Origin of the sequence: Streptomyces ureilyticus, from assembly GCF_011045025.1 — a bacterium.
Classification (GTDB): domain Bacteria; phylum Actinomycetota; class Actinomycetes; order Streptomycetales; family Streptomycetaceae; genus Streptomyces; species Streptomyces ureilyticus.
Genome location: NZ_JAAKZX010000031.1, coordinates 41,603 through 61,749, shown reverse-complemented (window position 1 = coordinate 61,749; position 20,147 = coordinate 41,603). Strand labels below are relative to the sequence as shown.

The 20,147-nt window shown below is 69.3% G+C and carries 16 protein-coding genes; 7 read left to right on the top strand and 9 right to left on the bottom strand.

What is annotated here, in order from left to right:
- Positions 1-139: 139 nt before the first annotated feature.
- A complete protein-coding gene (uidA, locus tag G6048_RS12985; RefSeq protein WP_165339659.1) occupies positions 140-1,930 on the top strand; it encodes a beta-glucuronidase in 1,791 nt (596 codons plus the stop codon).
- A gap of 72 nt (positions 1,931-2,002) precedes the next feature.
- Here uidA and G6048_RS12980 read toward each other — a convergent pair whose 3' ends face one another.
- Together G6048_RS12980 and G6048_RS12975 are read right to left on the bottom strand one after the other, a co-directional pair.
- Positions 2,003-3,400, bottom strand: coding sequence for an FAD-dependent monooxygenase (locus G6048_RS12980; protein ID WP_328825800.1), 1,398 nt, complete (start codon positions 3,398-3,400; stop codon positions 2,003-2,005).
- A 5-nt stretch (positions 3,401-3,405) separates the two neighbouring features.
- Positions 3,406-3,594 carry a hypothetical protein gene (locus G6048_RS12975; protein WP_328825798.1) on the bottom strand — a complete coding sequence of 63 codons (189 nt, stop codon included), beginning with the start codon at positions 3,592-3,594 and terminating at the stop codon, positions 3,406-3,408.
- A 139-nt stretch (positions 3,595-3,733) separates the two neighbouring features.
- On the opposite strand from G6048_RS12975, the gene G6048_RS12970 reads away from it, so the two are divergent.
- The gene (locus tag G6048_RS12970) at positions 3,734-4,156 is read left to right on the top strand and encodes a winged helix-turn-helix transcriptional regulator (RefSeq protein WP_165339658.1); all 423 of its coding nucleotides are present in this window, start codon (positions 3,734-3,736) and stop codon (positions 4,154-4,156) included.
- 14 nt (positions 4,157-4,170) lie between these two features.
- On the opposite strand, the gene G6048_RS12965 is transcribed toward G6048_RS12970, so the two are convergent.
- Both G6048_RS12965 and G6048_RS12960 read right to left on the bottom strand, forming a co-directional pair.
- Positions 4,171-4,344: a hypothetical protein gene (locus tag G6048_RS12965; protein ID WP_165339657.1), complete on the bottom strand. Its 174-nt coding sequence runs from the start codon at positions 4,342-4,344 to the stop codon at positions 4,171-4,173.
- Positions 4,341-5,024 carry a DsbA family oxidoreductase gene (locus G6048_RS12960; protein WP_165339656.1) on the bottom strand — a complete coding sequence of 228 codons (684 nt, stop codon included), beginning with the start codon at positions 5,022-5,024 and terminating at the stop codon, positions 4,341-4,343. The genes G6048_RS12965 and G6048_RS12960 overlap by 4 nt, the downstream gene beginning before the upstream one ends.
- Positions 5,025-5,690: 666 nt before the next feature.
- On the opposite strand from G6048_RS12960, the gene G6048_RS12955 reads away from it, so the two are divergent.
- The gene (locus G6048_RS12955; RefSeq protein WP_165339655.1) at positions 5,691-6,755 is read left to right on the top strand and encodes a LacI family DNA-binding transcriptional regulator; all 1,065 of its coding nucleotides are present in this window, start codon (positions 5,691-5,693) and stop codon (positions 6,753-6,755) included.
- On the opposite strand, the gene G6048_RS12950 is transcribed toward G6048_RS12955, so the two are convergent.
- From G6048_RS12950 to G6048_RS12935, 4 genes are all read right to left on the bottom strand, one after another.
- Entirely contained in the window at positions 6,718-8,118 is a 1,401-nt protein-coding gene (locus G6048_RS12950; RefSeq protein WP_165339665.1) for a glycoside hydrolase family 32 protein, read from the bottom strand. The two genes, G6048_RS12955 and G6048_RS12950, sit on opposite strands and share 38 nt — an antisense overlap.
- 5 nt (positions 8,119-8,123) lie before the next feature.
- Positions 8,124-8,984 carry a carbohydrate ABC transporter permease gene (locus G6048_RS12945; RefSeq protein WP_165339664.1) on the bottom strand — a complete coding sequence of 287 codons (861 nt, stop codon included), beginning with the start codon at positions 8,982-8,984 and terminating at the stop codon, positions 8,124-8,126.
- A 77-nt stretch (positions 8,985-9,061) separates the two neighbouring features.
- Complete coding sequence (locus tag G6048_RS12940) at positions 9,062-10,066, bottom strand: carbohydrate ABC transporter permease (RefSeq protein WP_165339654.1); 1,005 nt, start codon at positions 10,064-10,066, stop codon at positions 9,062-9,064.
- Positions 10,063-11,472 (bottom strand): ABC transporter substrate-binding protein, encoded by a 1,410-nt coding sequence (locus G6048_RS12935; RefSeq protein ID WP_165339653.1) that lies wholly within the window; start codon positions 11,470-11,472, stop codon positions 10,063-10,065. The genes G6048_RS12940 and G6048_RS12935 overlap by 4 nt, the downstream gene beginning before the upstream one ends.
- Before the next feature lie 209 nt (positions 11,473-11,681).
- Between G6048_RS12935 and G6048_RS12930 the strand changes: the two genes are divergently transcribed.
- Complete coding sequence (locus G6048_RS12930; protein ID WP_165339652.1) at positions 11,682-13,268, top strand: glycoside hydrolase family 32 protein; 1,587 nt, start codon at positions 11,682-11,684, stop codon at positions 13,266-13,268.
- Between the two features lie 573 nt (positions 13,269-13,841).
- Here G6048_RS12930 and G6048_RS12925 read toward each other — a convergent pair.
- Entirely contained in the window at positions 13,842-14,486 is a 645-nt protein-coding gene (locus tag G6048_RS12925) for a TetR/AcrR family transcriptional regulator (protein ID WP_165339651.1), read from the bottom strand.
- Positions 14,487-14,797: 311 nt separating this feature from the next.
- Between G6048_RS12925 and G6048_RS12920 the strand changes: the two genes are divergently transcribed.
- The 3 genes from G6048_RS12920 to G6048_RS12910 all read left to right on the top strand — a co-directional run bounded on the left by G6048_RS12920 (position 14,798) and on the right by G6048_RS12910 (position 20,136).
- Positions 14,798-15,610: an SDR family NAD(P)-dependent oxidoreductase gene (locus tag G6048_RS12920; RefSeq protein ID WP_165339650.1), complete on the top strand. Its 813-nt coding sequence runs from the start codon at positions 14,798-14,800 to the stop codon at positions 15,608-15,610.
- Positions 15,611-15,674: 64 nt separating this feature from the next.
- Positions 15,675-17,108, top strand: a complete 1,434-nt coding sequence (locus G6048_RS12915) for an amidase (protein ID WP_165339649.1) — start codon at positions 15,675-15,677, stop codon at positions 17,106-17,108.
- Positions 17,101-20,136, top strand: coding sequence for an aminotransferase (locus tag G6048_RS12910; protein WP_165339648.1), 3,036 nt, complete (start codon positions 17,101-17,103; stop codon positions 20,134-20,136). Before G6048_RS12915 ends, G6048_RS12910 begins: the two co-directional genes overlap by 8 nt.
- Positions 20,137-20,147: the final 11 nt, after the last annotated feature.

Genomic DNA, 20,147 nt, shown 5'->3' with positions numbered 1-20,147 from the left:
CGAGTTCTCCGGCGGTCAGCGTCAGCGCATCGGCGTGGCCCCGGGGGTGCTGACCGTCCCCTGGGCGCCCTTCATCCCCGCCTATTCGACCTATTCGACCGCCGCGTCGACAGGCGCAAACAGAACAGGAGAACCAACCATGCTTCGTCCCCAGGACGGCCCCACTCGTGAACGCCGCTCTCTCGGCGGCCTGTGGAGCTTCCGCCTGGACGCGGAGGGGGCCGGCCGTGCCGAGGGCTGGTGGCGCTCGCAGCTCGCGGGCGCCGTGGACATCCCTGTGCCGGCCAGCTACAACGACATCTTCCCGGACACGACCGTCCGTGACCATGTCGGCGACGTCTGGTACCAGACGCAGGTATGGGTTCCTGCCGGGTGGGCGGGGGAACGGACGGTACTCCGCTTCGACGCCGCGACGCATCGCGCCACCGCCTGGGTCAACGATGTCGAGGTCGCCCGGCACGAAGGCGGTTACACCCCCTTCGAGGCCGACGTCACGGCGCACTTGCGGCCGGGTGCCGAGAACCGTGTCACCGTCGTGGTCAACAACGAACTGACCTGGGAGTCGATACCACCCGGCCGAGTGGAGGAACGCGAGGACGGCCGCCGGGTGCAGCACTACTTCTTCGACTTCTTCAACTACGCGGGCCTGCACCGGCCCGTGTGGCTGTACACCACGCCCCCCGTCCACATCACCGACATCACCGTGACCACCAGCCTGAAGGACACGACCGGCCTCGTCGCCTATCGCGTGGACAGCACCGCTCAAGCCGAAGAGCACGTGGTGCGTGTCTCGCTGCGCGATGCCTCCGGGGCCGAGGTCCATGCCGCCACCGGGGCGGTGGGGACCCTCAGGATCGAGGACGTGCATCCTTGGGCGCCCGGAGACGGCTACCTCTACGAACTCGAGGCCACGCTGTGGAGCACCTCCGGCGACCTCGTCGACAGTTACCGGCAGTCCGTGGGGGTGCGCACTGTAGAGGTACGGGGCAAGGAATTCCTGATCAACGGAGTCCCGTTCTATTTCAAGGGTTTCGGCAAGCACGAGGACGCCGCCGTGCGCGGCAGGGCTCACGACGACACCCTGATGGTGCATGACTTCGCCCTGCTGGAGTGGACCGGCGCGAACTCGTTCCGCACCTCGCACTACCCCTATGCCGAGGAGGTGCTGGACTACGCGGACCGACAAGGTGTGGTGGTCATCGACGAGACGGCGGCCGTCGGCCTGAACCTGAACATCGCGGGAGGTGTTTTCGGCTCCGGCCGGAAGGCGTCTACGTTCTCGCCCGACACCGTGGGTGAGAGCACACTTCGCACGCACCTGCAGGCGGTGAGAGAGCTCGTGGCGCGCGACAAGAACCATCCGAGTGTCGTGCTGTGGTCCATCGCCAACGAGCCGGACAACGTCCAACCGGAGGCGCGCGACTACTTCGCACCACTGGCTGCCGAGGCACGCCGACTGGATCCCTCACGGCCCGTCGCCTACGTCAACGCGCTCATGGGGAAACCGGACGAGTGCGTGGTCACCGACCTGTTCGACGTCGTGCTCCTCAACCGTTACTACGGCTGGTACTTCGGCCCCGACGACCTGGCGGCGGCCGAGACGGAGTTGGAGGCGGAACTGCGGCAGTGGGCCGCGCACGACAAGCCCATCGTCATCACCGAGTACGGAGCGGACACCTACCCCGGACTGCGCAGCGTCGTACCCAGCCCGTGGACCGAGGAGTACCAGACCGAACTGCTCGACGTGTATCACCGGGTGTTCGACCGTGTCGACGCGGTCGTCGGCGAGCAGGTCTGGAACTTCGCCGACTTCGCCACGGCGCCCGGTGTCTTCCGTGTCGACGGCAACAAGAAGGGAGTGTTCACCCGCGAACGTCGGCCGAAGGGCGCGGCGTTCAGTCTGCGCGCCCGCTGGCGGAAGGCCGACTAGGGGCACCGTATTGCATCTAGAAGTCCAGGCGGCGGCCCCCGGGAGGGCTTTCCCGGGGGCCGCCGCTTTTTGTCAGGCCAGGGGCAGTTCCGCTATGGCGTCCGCCAACTGCCCAGCAGTGTCCCCGGCGGCCCATGCGTGCCCGTCCGGGCGCATCAGCACGGCGGCCGTGGGCCAGGGCAGCTCGGTCTCGTACAGCCGGAGGTCCGCGCTCGTGGCCAGGTCCTTCAACGCCGGGCTGGCTTCCTGGGCCAGCAGCACCGGGCGGCCCTCGCGCAATAGGTGCAGCTGCTCGCGGGTGGCCGGGAGGCGCTGGCCTGCCAGGGGATGGGTGCCCGGATAGCGCACGTCCAGCGCGGTCACCGTGTTGGCCAGCGCGGTCGCCACGTCGGGATGGGTGCGCAGCAGGTCCGCCATGAACCGACGCAGGGACTGGCCCTCCTCGGTGGTGGCGGTGATCAGGGCGGTCTGGGCCTTGGTGTGTTCGCCCAGGGCCACGCCGACGGGGTGGCGTTCCGGGTGGTAGGTGTCCAGCAGGGCCGCGTTCGCCCAGCCCCGCTGGACCGCGGCCAGCTTCCAGCCCAGGTTCATCGCGTCCTGCAGGCCCACGTTCAGCCCGACGCCGCCCGCCGGGAAGTGCATGTGCGCGGCGTCGCCCGCCAGGAACACCCGGCCCTTCCGGTACTCCGCCGCGAGCCGGGTGGCGTTGCCGAAGCGGGACAGCCACACCGGGGAGTGCAGGCCGAAGTCCGTGCCCGCGATCCGTTTCGCCGTCTCCCGCAGGGACTCCAGGGTTGGGGTGGGAGCTGACGGGGCGTACCCGGTGACGCGGTAGCGCCCGCCAGGGATCGGGACCACGATCAGCGCGCCGTGTTCGTTGTGCCAGAAGCCCGGCCGCTCTGGCGGGTCGGCCAGCTCGACGTCGCCGAGGAAGCCGAAGACGGTCGAGTCGGTGCCGGGGAAGTCAATGCCCGCCGCCTGGCGGACGGTGCTGCCCGCCCCGTCCGCCCCGACCACGTGGTCCGCGGTGATCTCGTACTCGCCGTCCGGCCCGCTGACCCGCAGCGTCACGCCCTGTTCGTCCTGGCTCAGCCCGGACACCTGGTGCCCGCGCCGGATCACCACCCCGAGGACCAGGGCGTGCTGTTCGAGCAGTTCCTCGGTGCGCAGCTGCGGGTGCGCGAGCGTGAACGGGAACGGCGTGGCCAGCCCTCGGAAGTCCAGGCGAGCAGGCAGCATGCCGAAGTGCCCGTCCGGCACGGGCAGCCCGCCGTCGAGGAAGGCCTGTTCCTGCCCGCGCATCGCCAGTACCTCGATCGTGCGCGGGTGGATGGCCAGCGCCTTCGAGTGCGGGCTGCGCTGCTCGGCCCGTTCCAGGACCAGCGGTCGCCCGCCGCCCAGGGCCAGCTCCGCCGCCATCCACAGCCCGACCGGTCCCGCGCCGACCACGATGGTGTCGTGTGCATTCACAGTAATCACTCTCCATTGAATTGAGGTGTGACGCGTGCGGTGATGCCGGCCGCGCTGAGGTGGGGCACGGATGCGGCGGCGAGGTCGCGGTGAACAACCTTGCCCTCCCAGCCTTCGAGGAAGGACTGGGCGACCTGGCGGGAGACCGAGGCCTCGCCGAGCGCGGAGGAGTCGATGTGAAGCAGGTAAGGCATGGATGGGGTTCCTTTGAGAGTGGTTTGAGAGCGCGCTCCGGTGATCCGAGAGCGGGCCGGAGTCGTCGATCGGTGCGTGGTCGCCCCGCGGGCGTTACATACTGGTAGTGCGGTTGCAGCCGGAAGAGAGAGAATCGAGATGGCATCAACGCGACAGATCAGTGGTCCGTGCCAGGCATGGCCGGAGGACAGCGCCTTCATCCGTGAGGTGCTCGACCGCATCGGCGACAAGTGGACGGTGTTGACCATCAGCACCCTGAGCGCCGGCTCGCTGCGCTACTCCGACTTGCAGGCGAGCATCCCAGGGATCTCCCAGCGGATGCTGACCCAGACGCTCAAGCATCTCGAGCGCGACGGCCTGATCACCCGGACCGCGTACGCCGAGGTCCCGCCGCGAGTGGAGTACGAGCTGACGGACCTAGGCCGGTCGCTGATCGATGCGGTGATGGCGATGGTGGATTGGGCCGCCACCCACCACTGCGAGATCGCCAGCAACCGGGCCGCCAGCGAGCTGACCGGAGTCGGCCGAGCCAAGGCCGCGGTCAGCGCGTCGGCAGGCTGAGGTGTCGGTGGCACTCATCGGTCCGTAGCGTCGGGTACATCGGGCACATCGCCCGCGGCATCCTCGTTGTTCGCCTCAGCGCTCGCTGCCTCGTCGGCGGTGTCGATGTGGCAGACCCCGGTGTGGGGATCGCACCACCCGCTGGCGGGGGCCGCCACGATCTGAAGTCCGTCCTTCGCCTTGCTCATGACACACGCTCACTCGGCACGGGCCCGGCCACCTGCTCCAGCAACTGGGCATAGACAGCGACCTTCTGTGCGCCGGGGGCGGCCATCCGGCGGTCGAGGACAACGAACGGAACGCCGGTCGCGCCCAGCTCCACACCCTCGCGGCGGTCGGCGCGCACACGGTCGGCGTACTCGTTGCTCGTGAGGATCTCGCGCACTCGCTGCCCGTCCAGCCCGACCGACTCCGCGACGCCTGCCAGAGCGTCCGAGTTGTAGGGGTTGAGGGTGCCCGCGAAGAAGCCGTCCTGCACGTCGGAGAAGAACTCGAACCCGCGGCCCTGGTCGTTGGCGTACTGCACCACGCGGTGCAAGTTGAACGTGTTGGCGTTCAGGCGGTCCAGAGAGTACTCGAGCCCCTCCTTGCGAGCCACGGCTTGCATCTGGCGCTCCGCCTGGAGGACGTGGGCGGCGGTGCCGCCGTGGGTCCGGATGAAGCTCTCCTCATTCTTCTCCAGCTCCTGCGGCGCCTCCGGGTCCAGCTCGAAGGATCGCATCATGATCTTGAACCGATGCGCATCCGGGCGCTGTGAGATCGCGGCCTGGAGCCGGTGCTTTCCGACGTAGCACCAAGGGCAGCCCAGGTCGGCCCACACCTCGATGATGACCCGCGACCCCTTGGATCGTGCCGCCTGCTCAACCATCTTCCTCACCTCACTAGTAGTGCGTAACACCATCATGAGTGAGTAAGAGAGGGCCTACAAAAGGCACTTTCAAGTGCGTGGGCACCGCCCGACAGGCACTACACCCCCGTCTGCGAAGAGCCGGTATGGCTCAGGGCTTTGGAGGGTGTGTCCCGTACATGCGGACGGCGACGATCAGGCCGGAGACGGCGGTGAGGGCGCGACGGCGAAGCCGCCGTCGCGCCACAGGCGGTAGACCCCGACGGCGCGGGCGTGCCTTCCCGGTCCCGTCTCTGGTGCGTACTTCAACCCTCAGCACGTCGAGCGCCCGCCGGTCCGGCGTCAGCATGCGGTCGAAGAGTTCGATGGGGGTCCTCAGGGTTGTGGACCGCTCGGGATGTGTCTTGGCCATGGCCGGTAAGTGGTGAGGAAACGGCCCCGAGAGAAAGCGGCCTCGCAGGGAGCCCACGACGGTTGTCGAGGGCGGTCGAGGCCGAGTCTCATTGAGGCGTGCTGACAGCCGCGAGGGACGGCGGTCGGACGTCCACGGCCGCACAGCGACCTGCACCCCGGCGTGCCGAGGCCAGCGGCTGTTCTACCCCGGTGTCCATTCGGTCTGCGGCGGGCTCCGCAGCATCTCCCGCGGGTAGGCTTTGCCTGATCAGGCAAAGTCGGCGGGGACGAGGCATGGGCGGGGTCGAGAAGACGCGGGGTGGCGGGGCTGAGCGGGCGACCTCGCGGGATGTCGCCCGGCTTGCCGGGGTGTCGCACACGGCCGTGTCCTTCGTCTTCAACGGGCATGCCCAGGGCAACCTCTCCGCCGAGACGCAGGAGAAGATCCGCAAGGCGGCCGAACAGCTCGGCTACCGGCCGAACGCGGTCGCCCGCGGCCTGCGCCGGAGTCGTACCGCCGTGATCGGTCTGGTCACGGACGAGATCGCCACCTCGCCGTTCGCCGGGCGGCTGCTGCGCGGGGCCATGGACATGGCCTGGAGCAGTGAGCACCTGGTGCTCACCGTCGACTCCGGGCAGGACCCGGTCGCCGAGGACGCGGCTGTCGCCGAACTGCTCGACCGGAGGGTCGACGGGATCATCTACGCCGCGCTGTCGTTGCGCCGCGCCCGAGTCCCGGAAGGGCTGCACCGCACGTTCGCCGTGCTCGCCAACTGTCTCCCCGAGGACGGATCCCTCCCGGCCGTCATCCCCGCCGAGCGGGCCGGTGGCCGCAGCGCCGCGCGCGTCCTTCTCGACGCGGGCCACCGTCGTGTCGCCCTGGTGGGCGGTCTGGACGACATCGCGACCGCGGAACGGTTGCGCGGCTTCCGGGACGTGTTGCGGACGGTGGGGCTGACCGCCGAGAAGGACTGGATCATGCGGACGGGAGGGGAGATCGCCGCCGGGTACGAGGGCGCGCTGCGGCTGCTGGACGGTGTTCCCGCCCACCGGCGGCCCACGGGGATCGTCTGTTACAACGACCGGGTCGCCGCGGGCGTCCTCCACGCCGCCGCGCGCCTGGGCCTCGACGTGCCCGCCGAGCTGTCCGTCGTCGGCTATGACGACCAGGAACACATGGCGGCTTTCCTCAGCCCGCCCCTCACCACGGTCGCTCTGCCCCATCGCGCGATGGGAGAGACGGCCGTCCGCCTGCTCCTGGACGCCATCGACAGCGGGACCGCGCCGCCGGTCACCACCCGGCGGCTGGAGTGCCCCGTCGTCACGCGAGGTTCGGTGGGACCAGCTCCCAGCCCGTGACCTCGACGTCCGTCCCCGACACGGCCAACTCCGCGATGTCGTCGTGCCGTCGGTACACCCGTTCCGTGGCCGTCGCCCGGTCACCCGCGAACAGTTCCAGCAGGGAGCCGTCCACGAGGATCCGCACGGTGAGGGTCTCGCCCGGCGGGGTCGGCAGGACCAGGGGCGCCGTGCCGTCCGGGCGGGAGCGTGGCCAGGCCGTGCGGTCCAGGGTCACCGTGCCGGACGCCGGGTCGAGTCGCACGGTCAGTTCGGCCCCGGACGTGGCCCGCAGCAGACTCACGGTCGCCGCTGAACGGGCGGTCACCAGCAGGTCGTACGCGAGGGGGAGTGGCCGGTGCGCTCCTGGTGCGGCCGTGAACGGGACGGCCGCTCGCAGTAGTTCGAGCTCCGGAGCCGGTACGACCCGTAGCGTGCCGTCCTCGTGGGTGTCCATCACCCGGGGTGCCGTGAGGACTCCGGACCAGCCCGCGCGGTCCACCTCCTCGGGCGGGCGTGACTCCCAGGACCAGCCCCAGAGCAGGGCGCGGCCGGACTCCGTGTCCTGGAGGACGGAGGGGGCGTAGAAGTCACGGCCGAGGTCCAGCGGGCCGCCGCCCGTACCGGCCGCGAAACTTAACTCCCCTTTGCTGGCCTCGATCAGACGTCCCGTCAGGTAAGCCGTGCTCACTGGATCACCGTCCCACAGGGCCACCGCCAGCACCCAGTCACCCCCGGGGGTCGCCCACAACTGTGGGCACTCCCAGCCGATCGCCCGCTTGCCGAAGGCGCGGGCCGCCGCCGGGTCCCGGCCGTCCAGCAGGACCCCGGCGAACCGCCAGTCGTACAGGTCCTCACAGTCGTACACCAGGACGGACGGGGTGCCGTCGGCGTGGCCGGCGCCCATCAGCGCCCAGCGGCGTCCGGCGAAGCGGAAGACGAAAGGGTCCCGGAACATCGTCACGTCCAGGCCGGGTGGTGGGCCGGCGACCACCGGCACCGGCAGTTGCTTCCACTTCTGGAGGCCGTCGTCCTCTGCCACGGCGAGACAGATCGCGCTCAGGCCCTGGTGGTCGTGGTCGATCCCGGAGTACACCGCTGTCGGTACACCACCGTCGTCCACCACGCAGCCGGACCAGCAGCCCGCCTCGTCCGGGCCGTCGGGCGTGGGGCGCAGGGCGATCCCGTGGTCGTCCCAGTGGGCGAGGTCGGGGCTGGAGGCGTGGCCCCAGTGCACGTTCGTGTGCACGAGGGCGTCGGGGTTGTGCTGGTAGAAGAGGTGGTATCGATCGCCCCAGCGGAACGGGCCGTTCGGGTCGTTCATCCAGTTGGCCGGCGGGCGGACCCTGAAACGCGGGCTGTTGGCGTCGGTCGACCGGCTCACGGAACTCAACGATTGACTCCTGCGGATGTGATGCCCTCGCGCAGAGGGCGCTGGCCGACGACGAACACGACGACGGCGGGGATCATGGAGAGGACGACTCCGGCGAGGACGACGGAGATCGAGCCGGTGCCGAGGTTGCCCTGGAGGGAGACCAGGCCCAGGGGCAGCGTGAGGTTCTCGGTGGAGGTTTCGAGGATCAGCGGCCGGAAGAACTCGTTCCAGTGGTAGTTGAAGGCCAGCACGCCGACGATGGCGAGACCGGGGGCCGCCAAGGGGGCGTACACGGACCGGAAGACGCGCCACGGGCCCGCGCCGTCGATCATCGCCGCCTCGCCCAGGTCCTTCGGCATGCCCAGGAAGTACTGGCGCATCAGGAAGGTGCCGAAGGCCGTCGGGAAGGCCGGGACGATGAGGCCGAGCAGGGTGTCGGTCAGACCCATCGTCTTCAGTTCCAGGAAGACCGGGACCATGGTGACCTGCAACGGCACCATCATCGTGGCCAGGACCAGCGCGAACAGCGGCTTCTTGAAGCGGAATTCGAGGCGGGCGAAGGCATAGCCCGCCAGGCCCGCGGTGATCATCTGGCCGGCCGCGATCAGCGCGGTCACCAGGGTGGAGTTCAGTGCGTACAGCCAGACGTCGATCTGGTCGAAGACCCCGCGGTAGGCGTCGACGGTGGGGTCCGTGGGGATGATCTTCGGCGGCAGGTCGAAGGACTCCGCCGGCGTGCGCAGTGACGTCGACACCGTCCAGATGACCGGGCCGAGCGTCAACAGGGCGCACAGTGCCAGGCCTGCGATCCGGCCCCAGGGCGCCGGGCCGTGCCGTACGCGTGACGCGGTGGGGCTCGTGCGGGGACCCGGCATCGAACCCGACGCCGCACTCGATGCCGAACCCGATATCGAACCCGAGAGGGAACTCGTACTCATCTGACTCACCCGGCTCACTGGTAGTGGACGTAACGCCGGCTGAGCCGGAACTGGAGTGCGGTGACCGCCATGATCAGGGCGAAGAGCAGGACGCCCACGGCGGACGCCTCGCCGAAGCGGAGCTGCTCGAAGGCCGTCTCGTAGATGACCATCACGACCGTGCGCGTCGAGTCGCCGGGACCGCCCGCCGTGAGGACGTACGGCTGCTCGAAGACCTGGAGGGCGTTGATGATGCCGACCACGGACGCCACCAGCAGCGTGGGCGACAGCAGCGGCAGGGTGATGGCGAGGTGTTTGCGCACCCCGCTCGCGCCGTCCAGCGAAGCCGCCTCGTGCACCTCTTTCGGGATGTTGTTCAGGCCGCCGACGAACAGCAGGAACGAGAAGCCGAACTGCTGCCAGACGTACGCCAGGACCACGGCCGCCATCGCCCCGTTCTCCGAGGTCAGCCAGGAGACCGAGGGGATACCGACCGTGCCGAGGAGCCAGTTCACGGGGCCGAAGTCCTGGTTGAACAGGTACTTCATCACCACCGAGATGGACGCGGCGGACAGCACCAGCGGGAAGAAGAACGCCGAACGGAACACGGACCGCAGCCACTTGGGCATCCGGCCGTTCACCGCGATCGCCAGCACGAGCGCGATCAGCAACTGGAGTGCGACCGCGAGCACCATGAAGACGAGCGTGTTGCGGAAGGAGACGAGGACCGTCGAATCGGTCAGGATCTCCCGGTAGTTGGCCGCTCCGGCCCACCGCGGGTCGTCGATCACGTCCCACTGGAAGAGGCTGAGGACGACCGAGCCGACGATCGGTACGACCGTGAAGACGACGATGCCGACGACGGTGGGCGCGAGGAACAGTACGGCGAGGAGGCGGGTGCCCCGGGTGCGGATGGTGGTGGCGGCCGTGGACTCGGATGCCTTACGGGTCTGACCGGTCCTGCGGTTGCTGCGGTTCCTGTGGCTCTTGCGGGTGCGGGCGGGCTCCGGCCCCACGGACCTGATCTCGGTGTTCGTCACACTTCACGCTCCATGGCCTTCTCCAGGTCCCCCTGCAGCCGACGCAGCGCGGGACGCACCGCGCCGGGGCTCGCGAGGGCGGTTCCGGTGTGCTTGATCAGCAGCTGCTCGACCTCGTTGACCTGCGGCGGGGCCGGGATCGGGCCGGTGGTGGGGATCTTGTCGAGGGTGTCGTAGAAGACCTGCCAGTGGGCCGGTCCTGTCTCCCGGTAGCGGGCCTCGTCGACCATGGAGCGGCGGGCCGGAGTGGTCTGGTTGGCCGCGAAGAGCTGGGTCATCACGTCCTTGCGGGCGGTGTACTTGATGAACTCCCAGGCCTCGTCCCGCATCTTCGACGTGCGCAGCATCGCGTACCCGGCGGCGCCGAACTGGTGACGCCGGGTACGCCGGCGCGGGAAGTACCGCACGTCGTAGTCGGCCGGTTTCATGCCCGCCTGATGCAGGCCGCCCGCCCAGAAGCCGCCCGCGGGCGTGACACCGACGCGGCCGGTGGAGAAGACGCCGACGAGGTTGCGGCCGTCGCCGCCCTCCGGCCGGGTGCACAGGTCCTCCTGGACGAGGGAGGAGAGGTAGTCGTAGACCTCCGCGACGCGGTCGGAGTCGGCCAGGGGTGTCGTCCACCGGTAGCCGCCGCCCCGGCCGCGCCGCTGTGCCTCGGGATAGAAGGAGTTCCAGAGCCAGTCGCCGCCGGGGGCCTTGGACTCGGTGAGGAGGTTGGTGTCGTTGGCGAAGAGCCAGGGGACCACTCCGCCCCACAGCCGGTTGGTCCAGAAGTACGGGGTGAACCGGTCGCCGTTGCTGCGTTTCATCGCTCGCAGCAGCGTGGTGAAGTCGTCGTGGGTCCAATCGTCGTCGGGGAGGTCGGCACCCGCGCGTTCGAGGACCCGGCTGTTGAGGTACATGTCGGCCGCGTTGAACTCGACCGGCAGCTGGTGGAGGCTCCCCTCGTACATCATCGACTCGACCAGCGAGGGATGGACGTCGGCGAAGTACGTGCGCAGCTCGGCCGCGTCCCGCTTCGCCCACCTGTCCAGCGGTACGCCGAGCCGCTGGGCGAAGAGCTGTACGCCCTCGGTGGCGACGTACACGAGGTCGGGTGCCGTGCCCGCGGCGATCTGGGTGAGGATCTTGGAGAAGAAGTCCGACCAGTCGTAGGCCTGTACGGGGTTGATACGGATCCTGATGTCGGGGTGGACCTCGCGGAATCCGTCGCGCAGGGCGCGCTGGGCCTCGGGGTCGAAGGCGGAGCCCAAGGTGGCGATGACGAGCGAGCCGTCGTCGCGGCCGGGGATGTCGGCGGCGGTGAGGCGGTCCCAGCCGGCCGCGACGCCGGCGAGAGCGGCGGCTCCGGCGCCGTACGCGCCGTAGCGCATGAGGGCCCGTCGGGAGAGGAGCGAGTCGGTCATCGGCGAGCCTAACTCGTGTTAGCCGAAGTTTGATTTCACGATGATGAGAACCCCGCTGCGGCGCTGTCAAGGGATGTGCGCGGATGGGAAGTTACGGGAACGGCCGATGCGCGAAGGCTTGACCTTTAACGAGTTAGGTATACGGTTCCGGACCACATGAGCCGCGTCCCGACGACGACGTCGGGGGAGGGAGCCGCACGATGCGTGGCATGAGGAGGAGTTCGCTCGGCCCAGGGAAGACAGGGGAGACACTGTCCAGGCGGTCGCTGCTGACGGTCTCGGCCGTCGGCGCCGCCGGTGTTCTGCTGCCGGACCTCGTGAGACCGGCGGTGGCGGCGGCCCGCGAGGCGACGGCCGCGTGCACGGGCAGCTACCGCGCCGAGTACCACTTCACGGTCCCCGACCAGTGGATGAACGACCCGCAGCGCCCGATCTGGATCGACGGCGAGTACCACTTCTACTACCTCTACAACCCCGACTACTCGATGGGCGGCACGACGGCTGGCACCACCTGGCGCCTGGCCACCAGCACCGACCTCGTCTCCTTCACCGACCGGGGCATCGCCGTGCCGAAGGACACGACTCCCAACGGCGATGTCTGGTCCGGCTCGGCGGTGGTCGACACGGACGGCACGGCGGGCTTCGGCGCGGGCGCGGTGATCGTCCTCGCCACCATGGCGCCCGACGAGGTCACCCAGGCCCAGTACCTGTACTACTCGACGGACGACGGCCGCACCTTCACGAACCACGGCACCGCCCCGGTCCTCCCCAATCCCGGTGTACGAGACTTCCGCGACCCCAAGGTGATCCGCGACGAGGAGCGCGGGCGGTGGGTGATGCTGCTCGCCGAGAACGACAAGGTCGGCTTCTACCATTCCGCCGACCTCAAGGCGTGGACGTACGTCGGCGGCTTCGTCAAGGGCGGCATCGGCGTCCTGGAGTGCCCCGACCTGTTCCGGATCAGGGCGGACGACGGGACCTGGAAGTGGGTGCTGGGCGTCAGCGCCAACGGCAAGGGCTCCGGGCTGCCGAGCACGTTCGCGTACTGGACGGGTTCCTTCGACGGTACGACCTTCATCGCCGACGCATCCGATCCCCAGTGGCTGGACCACGGCTGGGACTGGTACGCGGCGGTCACCTTCGACAAACGTGACGCGAGCGGGGTCCTGGACCCGGACGCGCGGTACGCGATCGGCTGGATGAACCACTGGGACTACGCGAACACCACGCCCACGATCGAGTGCGACGGCTTCAACGGCACCGACTCGATCGTCCGCGAGGTACGGCTGAAGCACGCGTCGGGTACGTATTACCTGGCGTCCCAGCCGGTGGCGGCCCTGGACGACCATGTGTCGCGCACGGTGGATCTCGGCGACATCGCGGTCGACGGCACACGACCGCTCGACTACACGGGTACCGCGTACGAGCTGACCTGTGAGATCACCTGGGACCAACTGGTGGGCGCCGGCCTCCAGTTGCGGCGGTCGTCGGACGGTGGGCGGCATATCGACGCGGGGGTCTACGGCGACTACGCCTTCGTCAACCGCGGTTACACCGTGAGCCCCGACACCTCCGGCCGCTGGCAGGAGAGCCGCACGCCGTTCGACCTGTCCGCCGGCACGGTCCGCCTGCGGATCCTCGTCGACCGCACGTCCGTCGAGATGTTCGTCGGCGACGGCCGGTACGTGCACTCGACCGAGGCCTTCCCCGACCCGTCCGACACCGCACTGGCGCTGTTCACGATCGACGGGCAGGCGGTGTTCCGGAACGTGGTGATCCGGGAGTTCACGGTCTGATCCGACGGGGAGGCGGCCGGGGCGGGCCGAGACCGCACATGTGGTGGAGCCTCGCCCGTCGTATCCGCTGCTCGTGAGTTTGGGGCCGGGTCGGCCTGTCACGGCTTGTGGTCGCGTGACCTGCACGGATGCTTGCAGGCGCGTAGCTCGGGAGACCTGTTCTGCTGGGCCGTGCTGCGCTAGTGCCATGAATTGAGGCCATCCTGAGGCCGCTGGTAACGAGGACGGTGTTATCGCTGGTCTGTGCTCAGAGGGTGTTATCCGAGAGAAGGCTGGCAGAGCCCTGACCGCCGCCGCCCGCAGCGAACCCGACCTGCTCGAGGATCGGTACGTCCCCGTCGTCCACCTGACCGCTGTCGGAACAGCGATGGTCTTCGCGGTACGTGGACTGCTCGGCGGACGCCGGTACACGGTCGACTCCGGGATACGGGCGGTCCGGCCACCAGCCGGTGAGGTCGGGTGTCCCGGGTTCTGCCGCTGACCGCGTTCGTCGGCGGTGAGCGGTAGGCGAGATCAGCGGTGCCGCCGAGTTGTACGGAGAGGTGTCGTGCGTCCGGACTGCCGGGATGTGACCTACAGCCGCGCGGCGTTGCCGCGGAGCCCGAGCCTTGTGATCGTGCGGCGGAGTGCGGTGCGGATCGCCTGCGTCGTCGACGGGTCGAGCGGTGTGGAGAGGTGGTCGATCTCCAGACCCGCGATGACCGAGAGAATGATCTCTGAGTCTGTCTCGGGATCGTCCGAGCCGAGCCGGCTCGCGACATGGCTGACCTGGATCTGCAGCGCCTGGCGCCACGCCCGCGAGACGCGCGCGAGATCCGGCCTGCGGGTTGACTCGATCAGGAACTCGTACTCCGCGACCAGGCTCGTGCGTGCCTCGGTCAGCCCGTGGTGGATGAACGCCGTGAGGTGCTCGGCGATGTCGTCGGCATGGTCGCCGTTCTCGACACCCGCAAAGGCGGCGAGGACCCGGTCTGCCTCCCGGCGCGTGTGCAACTCGAACGCCTCAAGGATCAGATCGTCCTTGGTCTTGAAGTAGTAGCCGAGAGCTCCGAGCGGCAGCCCCGCTTCCGCCGCGATGGCACGCATGGAGAGCCCGGCGAGTCCCTTGTCCCCGATGACCCGCAGGGCTGCTTCGAGGATGGCCGCTTTGCGGACCCCGCCGCGCTCGGTCAGGACGGGGGTGTCTCGTTGCTGGGCGGATTCGCCGGGCCGGCTCATGTCTGTCGTCGTCCTTCTCACCTGTGGTGACCGCCGGGCGTCGCACGACGGCAATGGCCGCACGGTAGCAATCGGGGGGCAACCTGCCTGTGTGGTGCGCCGCGGCATCCTGTCCCTTCACCGCTGGAACTGGAACGAACGTACAACTTATATGGAGAAAAGTCGGCCGTCCTGCTCGGGTCCGTGACGGCTCTATTCCCTTGAGATGTAGGCGAACTGGCCATTGCTACGCCGCCTTGGTTCCCTTACTGTGACGAACGTTCAACTCAGTCACGCCATGAGGCGTCCAGGGAATCGAGGGTGAGCACCACATGAACCCGACCAACGCCGACGGCCTGCCCGTCGCGGTCATCACCGGGGTCGGCAGCGCATCCGGCATCGGTTTCGCCTGCGCCAAACGGTTGGCCGACGACTACTCGCTGCTGATCACCTCGACCACCGGGCGGATTCACGAGCGGGTGGCCGAGCTGGCGGGGAGCTGCCCCGTCCGCGGGGTCGCGGGCGATCTCACCGATCCCCGGTTCGCTGAGTCGGTAGTGGCCGAGGCGCTGGATGCCTTCGGCCGGATCGACGTTCTCGTCAACAACGCCGGCATGGCCTCGGTGGTCGAGCCCGAAGATCCGTCCAGCCTCGCGACGGCCTCCGACGAGCAGTGGCGTTCGGCCCTCTCACGAAACCTCGACACCACCTTCTACGTGACCCGCGCCGCGCTCCAGCCGATGCTCGACCGCGGGTACGGCCGGGTGGTGAACATGTCGTCGCTCTCGGGTCCGGTGATGGCCTACAAGGGCGACGTCGCCTATCACACGGCCAAGGCCGGCCTGATCGGTCTCACCCGCTCGACGGCCATGGACACCGCCTCGCGGGGCATCACGGTCAACGCCGTCGCGCCTGGCTGGATCGCGACCGGAGGACTCGACGGGCACGTCGACGCCCTCGGGGCGGCAACGCCGGTCGGTCGTGCCGGGCGTCCCGATGAGGTGGCCGGACTGGTGGCGTTCCTGGCCTCGCCGGAGTCGTCCTATGTCACGGGGCAACTGTTCGTGGTGGACGGCGGCAACTCCATCCAGGAGGAGCGCGGGCTGAGCCCGGCAGGCGGTCCCCTGACGCTGTTCGCGCAATAGCCCTTTCCTTATTCGACCAGTTTGCCCATGTGCTCGAACTGCCCGTCGCCAAGAGGAGCGAAGGATGGACCTGAACTATCTGTCGGCCGACGAGATGCTGGGGGCGTTTCGGCGGCGCGAACTGTCCCCGGTGGAAGTCCTGAACTCGCTGATCGAACGGGTCGCCAAGACCAGCGAGGTCAACGCGGTCGCCGAGGAGATGTTCGACGAGGCCCACGATGTCGCGCGGGTCGCCGAGGCCAGGTACGCGGGGAAGGGCCCGGCGCCCCGGGCGCTCGAAGGCGTCCCGGTCGCGGTGAAGGAGGAGATGCCGATCGCCGGCAGGTCTCATCGCTTCGGCTCCCTGCAGACCGAAGGCAACGTCGCGACGCAGACCCAGCCGATGGTCCAGCGACTGATCGACGCCGGTGCGGTCCTGCACCTGCGGACAACGACGCCGGAGTTCTCGATCGCCGTGACCACCCACTCCGAGCTGTGGGGCGTCACACGCAATCCATGGAACCTCGACTACAGCCCCGGCGGTTCGTCGGGCGGCTCGGGTGCGGCACTGGCTGCCGGGCTCGCCCCACTGGCCACCGGCTCCGACATCGCGGGCTCCATCCGGGTTCCGTCGGCTCTGTGTGGCGTCGTCGGGTTCCGACCCCCCTACGGACGGGTGCCGTCGCTGCCGCCGCTCAGTCTTGACACCTACTGTCAGGACGGGCCGATGGCCCGCACGGTCACTGACTGTGCTCTCTTCCAGAACGTCATCGCCGGACCGGACCCCGTCGACCACGCCTCGGTACCTGCTGCTCCACCGCTCCCGACGACCTTCGGATCGTGTGCGGGACTGAAGGTCGCGCTCGCGGTCACCATCGGTGACTTCCCCGTCGTCCCAGAGGCGGCGGCCAACATCGAGCGGTTCGCGAGCGCCCTGCGGGACGCCGGAGCCGAGGTGACCCCGGTCGAGATCCCGATCACCCGCCAGTCGATCATAGCCACCGCGGCGGCGCACTACGGCCTCCTCCTCGGGCCGTCCGTATTGGACTGGGCGCCGGCCGACGACCCGCGCTGGTCCCGGAACGTCCTCGATGTCGTCGAGGCGTGTGGGGCAGCCCTGGAGAAGGTCGGCGCCCTGCGGATCGTAGAAGAGGAAGGCCGCGTGCACGCCGTGCTCGCCGAAATTCACCGCGACCACGACGCCATCATCTGCCCGACCATGGCCACCACCGGCTACCCGGCGGACGCCACGTCCGCGGAGTCCGTCGAGCTCGCCGAGGGCGTGCAGTTCGCCAACCTCGTGAGCCAGTGCCTGACCCAGCTCTTCAACATCGCGAGCCGGCATCCGGTCCTCAACGTGCCCTCAGGTCGCGCGGGCAACGGGGTGCCGACCGGTGTGCAGATCGTCGCCCGACCGTTCGACGATCTGACCGCGTTCCGCCTCGGGGCGGCTGCCGAAGCACGTCTTGGCCTCTGGAGCGACCCGGACTGGCGGCCGAAGCCGGCGCACCATGGCTGAGGCGCAACGGTCGTTCACCGACGAAGGCGTGGTGGACGTGGCCGCCTCCGCCGCACCCTTCACCGGCCCGATGCTGTCGGAGCAGGACGCGACCCGCCTCCTGCGTGAGGAATGGGGAATCACCGGTCGGCTCACCGACCTGGGGAGCACCCAGGACCAGGTCTTGCTGGTCGAAGACGACAGTGACGGGCGCCGATACGTCCTGAAGGCGACCCTGGCCGAGGGCGGTGCGGAGGCAGTCCACGCCGAACACTTGGCGGTCCGTCACTTCCGGTCCCGGGATCCGGGCCTCGTGGCGCCGGAAGCCATCCCGACGCTGCAGGACCATGACCTCGTCGACCGCACCGGGCTCCGCGTGCGGCTGCTGGACTGGGTTCCGGGTGCACCGCTGGGCTCCGTCGCGCACCTCTCGCCGACGGCGCTGCGCGGCCTTGGCCGACTGGCCGCGAGATCGGTCACCGCACTCGCCGGGTTCGACCACCCCGGGCTGCACCGCCACTCTTCGTGGGATCCGCGCCACGCGGTCCAGACCGTGTCCGGGCTCACCGATCACTTCACCGGCGCGGAGAACGCGCTCATCGATCGGGCACTCGCTCCGGTGGCCGAGCTCGTCGGCGGCGGGACCGCCGGGCGACTGCCGGAACAGGTCGTGCACACCGACATCCACGAGTACAACGTGGTCGGTGACTTCGATGCCGATGGAGGGTTCGTCCCGACCGGGATCATCGACTTCGGGGACCTGGTGTGGACGTGGCGGGCCAACGAGGTCGCTACGCCGATGCTGGCCGCCATCGCACGTGCCCCTGAGGACCCACTGGGGGCGGCGCTGCCCGTCCTCGCCGGATACCTCGATCGGCTGCCGTTGGCCGAGGGTGAGGCCGAGGTGGACGCGGTCTGGACGCTGGTCCGCGCGCGTGCCGCGCTCTGCGCGGCGCTCCAGACCATCGCGTCGCACCAGGATCCGGATGACGAGGGGGCGGCCAAGGTCGCCGCCGAAGACTGGCGGGCGTTGGGGGCCGTGGTGGAGATCGACCCGGCGCTCGCCACAGCGGTGGTGCGCCAGGCCTGCGGTTTCGGCGCACCGGAGACCGACCTGGCCGATCTCGTCGCCCGGCAGTCGCCGAGCCCGATCCTCCGCTACCAGGAGTTCGGTCCGCTCCGGCCGGTCGATCTGAGCGTCGAGTCGGAGCTGTTCTCGGCGGGCAACTGGATGGATGGCGAGGCCTTCCCCCAGCTCGGATCCGACGCGGAGGTGGCCGTCGGGCGCTTCGACGAGATCCGCCTCGGTGAGCCCGACCTCACCGACCAGGCGCCCGCCACACTGCACCTGGGTGCTGACCTGTTCGTCCCAGCCGGCACCGCGGTTTTCGCCCCACTCGACGCCACGGTGGTCCGGGTAGATGGTCACGCCGTCGTGTTGCAGAGCCGCGTCGACACCACCACGTTCTTCGTCCGGTTCGCCGGAGTGGCCTCGCACTTCCCCGTCGGGCACACCGTGCGCCGTGGTGCCGAGGTCGCGCTGGTCGCACCGTCGGCCGGTCCGCTGCCTTCCCACGTCCACGTGCAGCTCGGGCTCTCACCCGACCTGCCGGGCTACGGCCGGGTCCGGGACCGTGCGGCCCTCCTGACGCTCTGTGCGGACCCGTCACCGCTCGTCGGGACGCCCACCAGGGCGGAGCGCGGAAAGGCGGTCGAACGCGTGCATGAGCGCCGGGCGAAGTACGTGGCCGGCGCCCAGTCGACGTACTACGAGACTCCCGTGCAGATGGTCCGGGGCTGGCGGCACTGGCTCTACGACAGCGCGGGCCGACGGTACCTCGACCTGATCAACAACGTCGCCGTCGTCGGGCACTCCCACCCCGCCCTCACCGCGGCGGCGGCTCGGCAGATGGCGTTGCTCAACACCAACTCCCGCTTCCTGTACGACGCCATGGGTGAGTACGCGGAACGGCTCGCCGACACCCTGCCCGAGGAACTGCACACCTTCTTCTTCGTGAACTCGGGCAGCGAGGCCGTCGATCTCGCCGTCCAACTGGCCCGGGTCTACACCGGGCGTCGCTCAGTGGTCGTCATCGAAGGCGCCTACCACGGCTGGACCTCGGACGTGTTCGCGTTGGACACGCTTCCCCATGACCGCCCGCGTTGGCGCGAGGAGCTCGACGAACACGTCCACGTCGCCGAGACGCCTGACCCGTACCGGGGACGGCACGGGGCGAGGGTGGAGCCGTATCTGGAGTCCGTGAGGCGAGCCTGCGCCGAAGCCGGCCCGGGCGGTGGCGTGGCCGCGTTCGTGGTCGAGCCCTTGCTCGGCAGCCAGGGGGGAATCGTTCCGCCGCCGGGATACCTGGCCGGCGCCTACGCCGCCGTTCGCGAGGCGGGCGGGGTGTGCATCGCCGACGAGATCCAGGTCGGGATGGGGCGGACCGGGTCGGCCTTCTGGGCGTTCGAAGGCCAGGGCGCCACCCCCGACATCGTCGTCGCGGCGAAGGCGACCGGCAACGGACATCCCATCGGTGTCGTCGCGTGCCGACCCGAGATCGCGGCGGGGTTCGGCCGACGAGCCGGGTTCTTCTCCTCCACCGGCGGCGGCCCGGTCTCGTGCCGGGTCGGTACGGCAGTCCTCGACGTCCTCCGTGACGAACGCCTGCCGGAGAACGCGCGCACGGTCGGTACGCACCTCGGCGCAGAGCTCAACGCCCTGGCCGCACGCTTCCCCGAGATCGGCGCCGTCTACGGGGAGGGCCTCTACCGCGGTGTCGACATCGTCGAACCGGGCGCTGACAAGAAGCCGGCACCCGCCGCCGCGACCCAGATCTGCGAACGCATGTTCGAACTCGGTGTCGTCATCCAACCCACCGGAGTCGAGCTCAACGTCCTGAAGATCAAGCCACCCCTCTGCTTCGACAACGCGGCAGCCGACTACTTCCTCGCTCAGTTCACCCGAGTGCTCGAGGAGCGGGCGCAGTCCCGCATGGCCATGACCCGATCGGTTCACCGGCATCCCACGACCACGCAAGGTTGCCGGTGAAAGGAATGAGA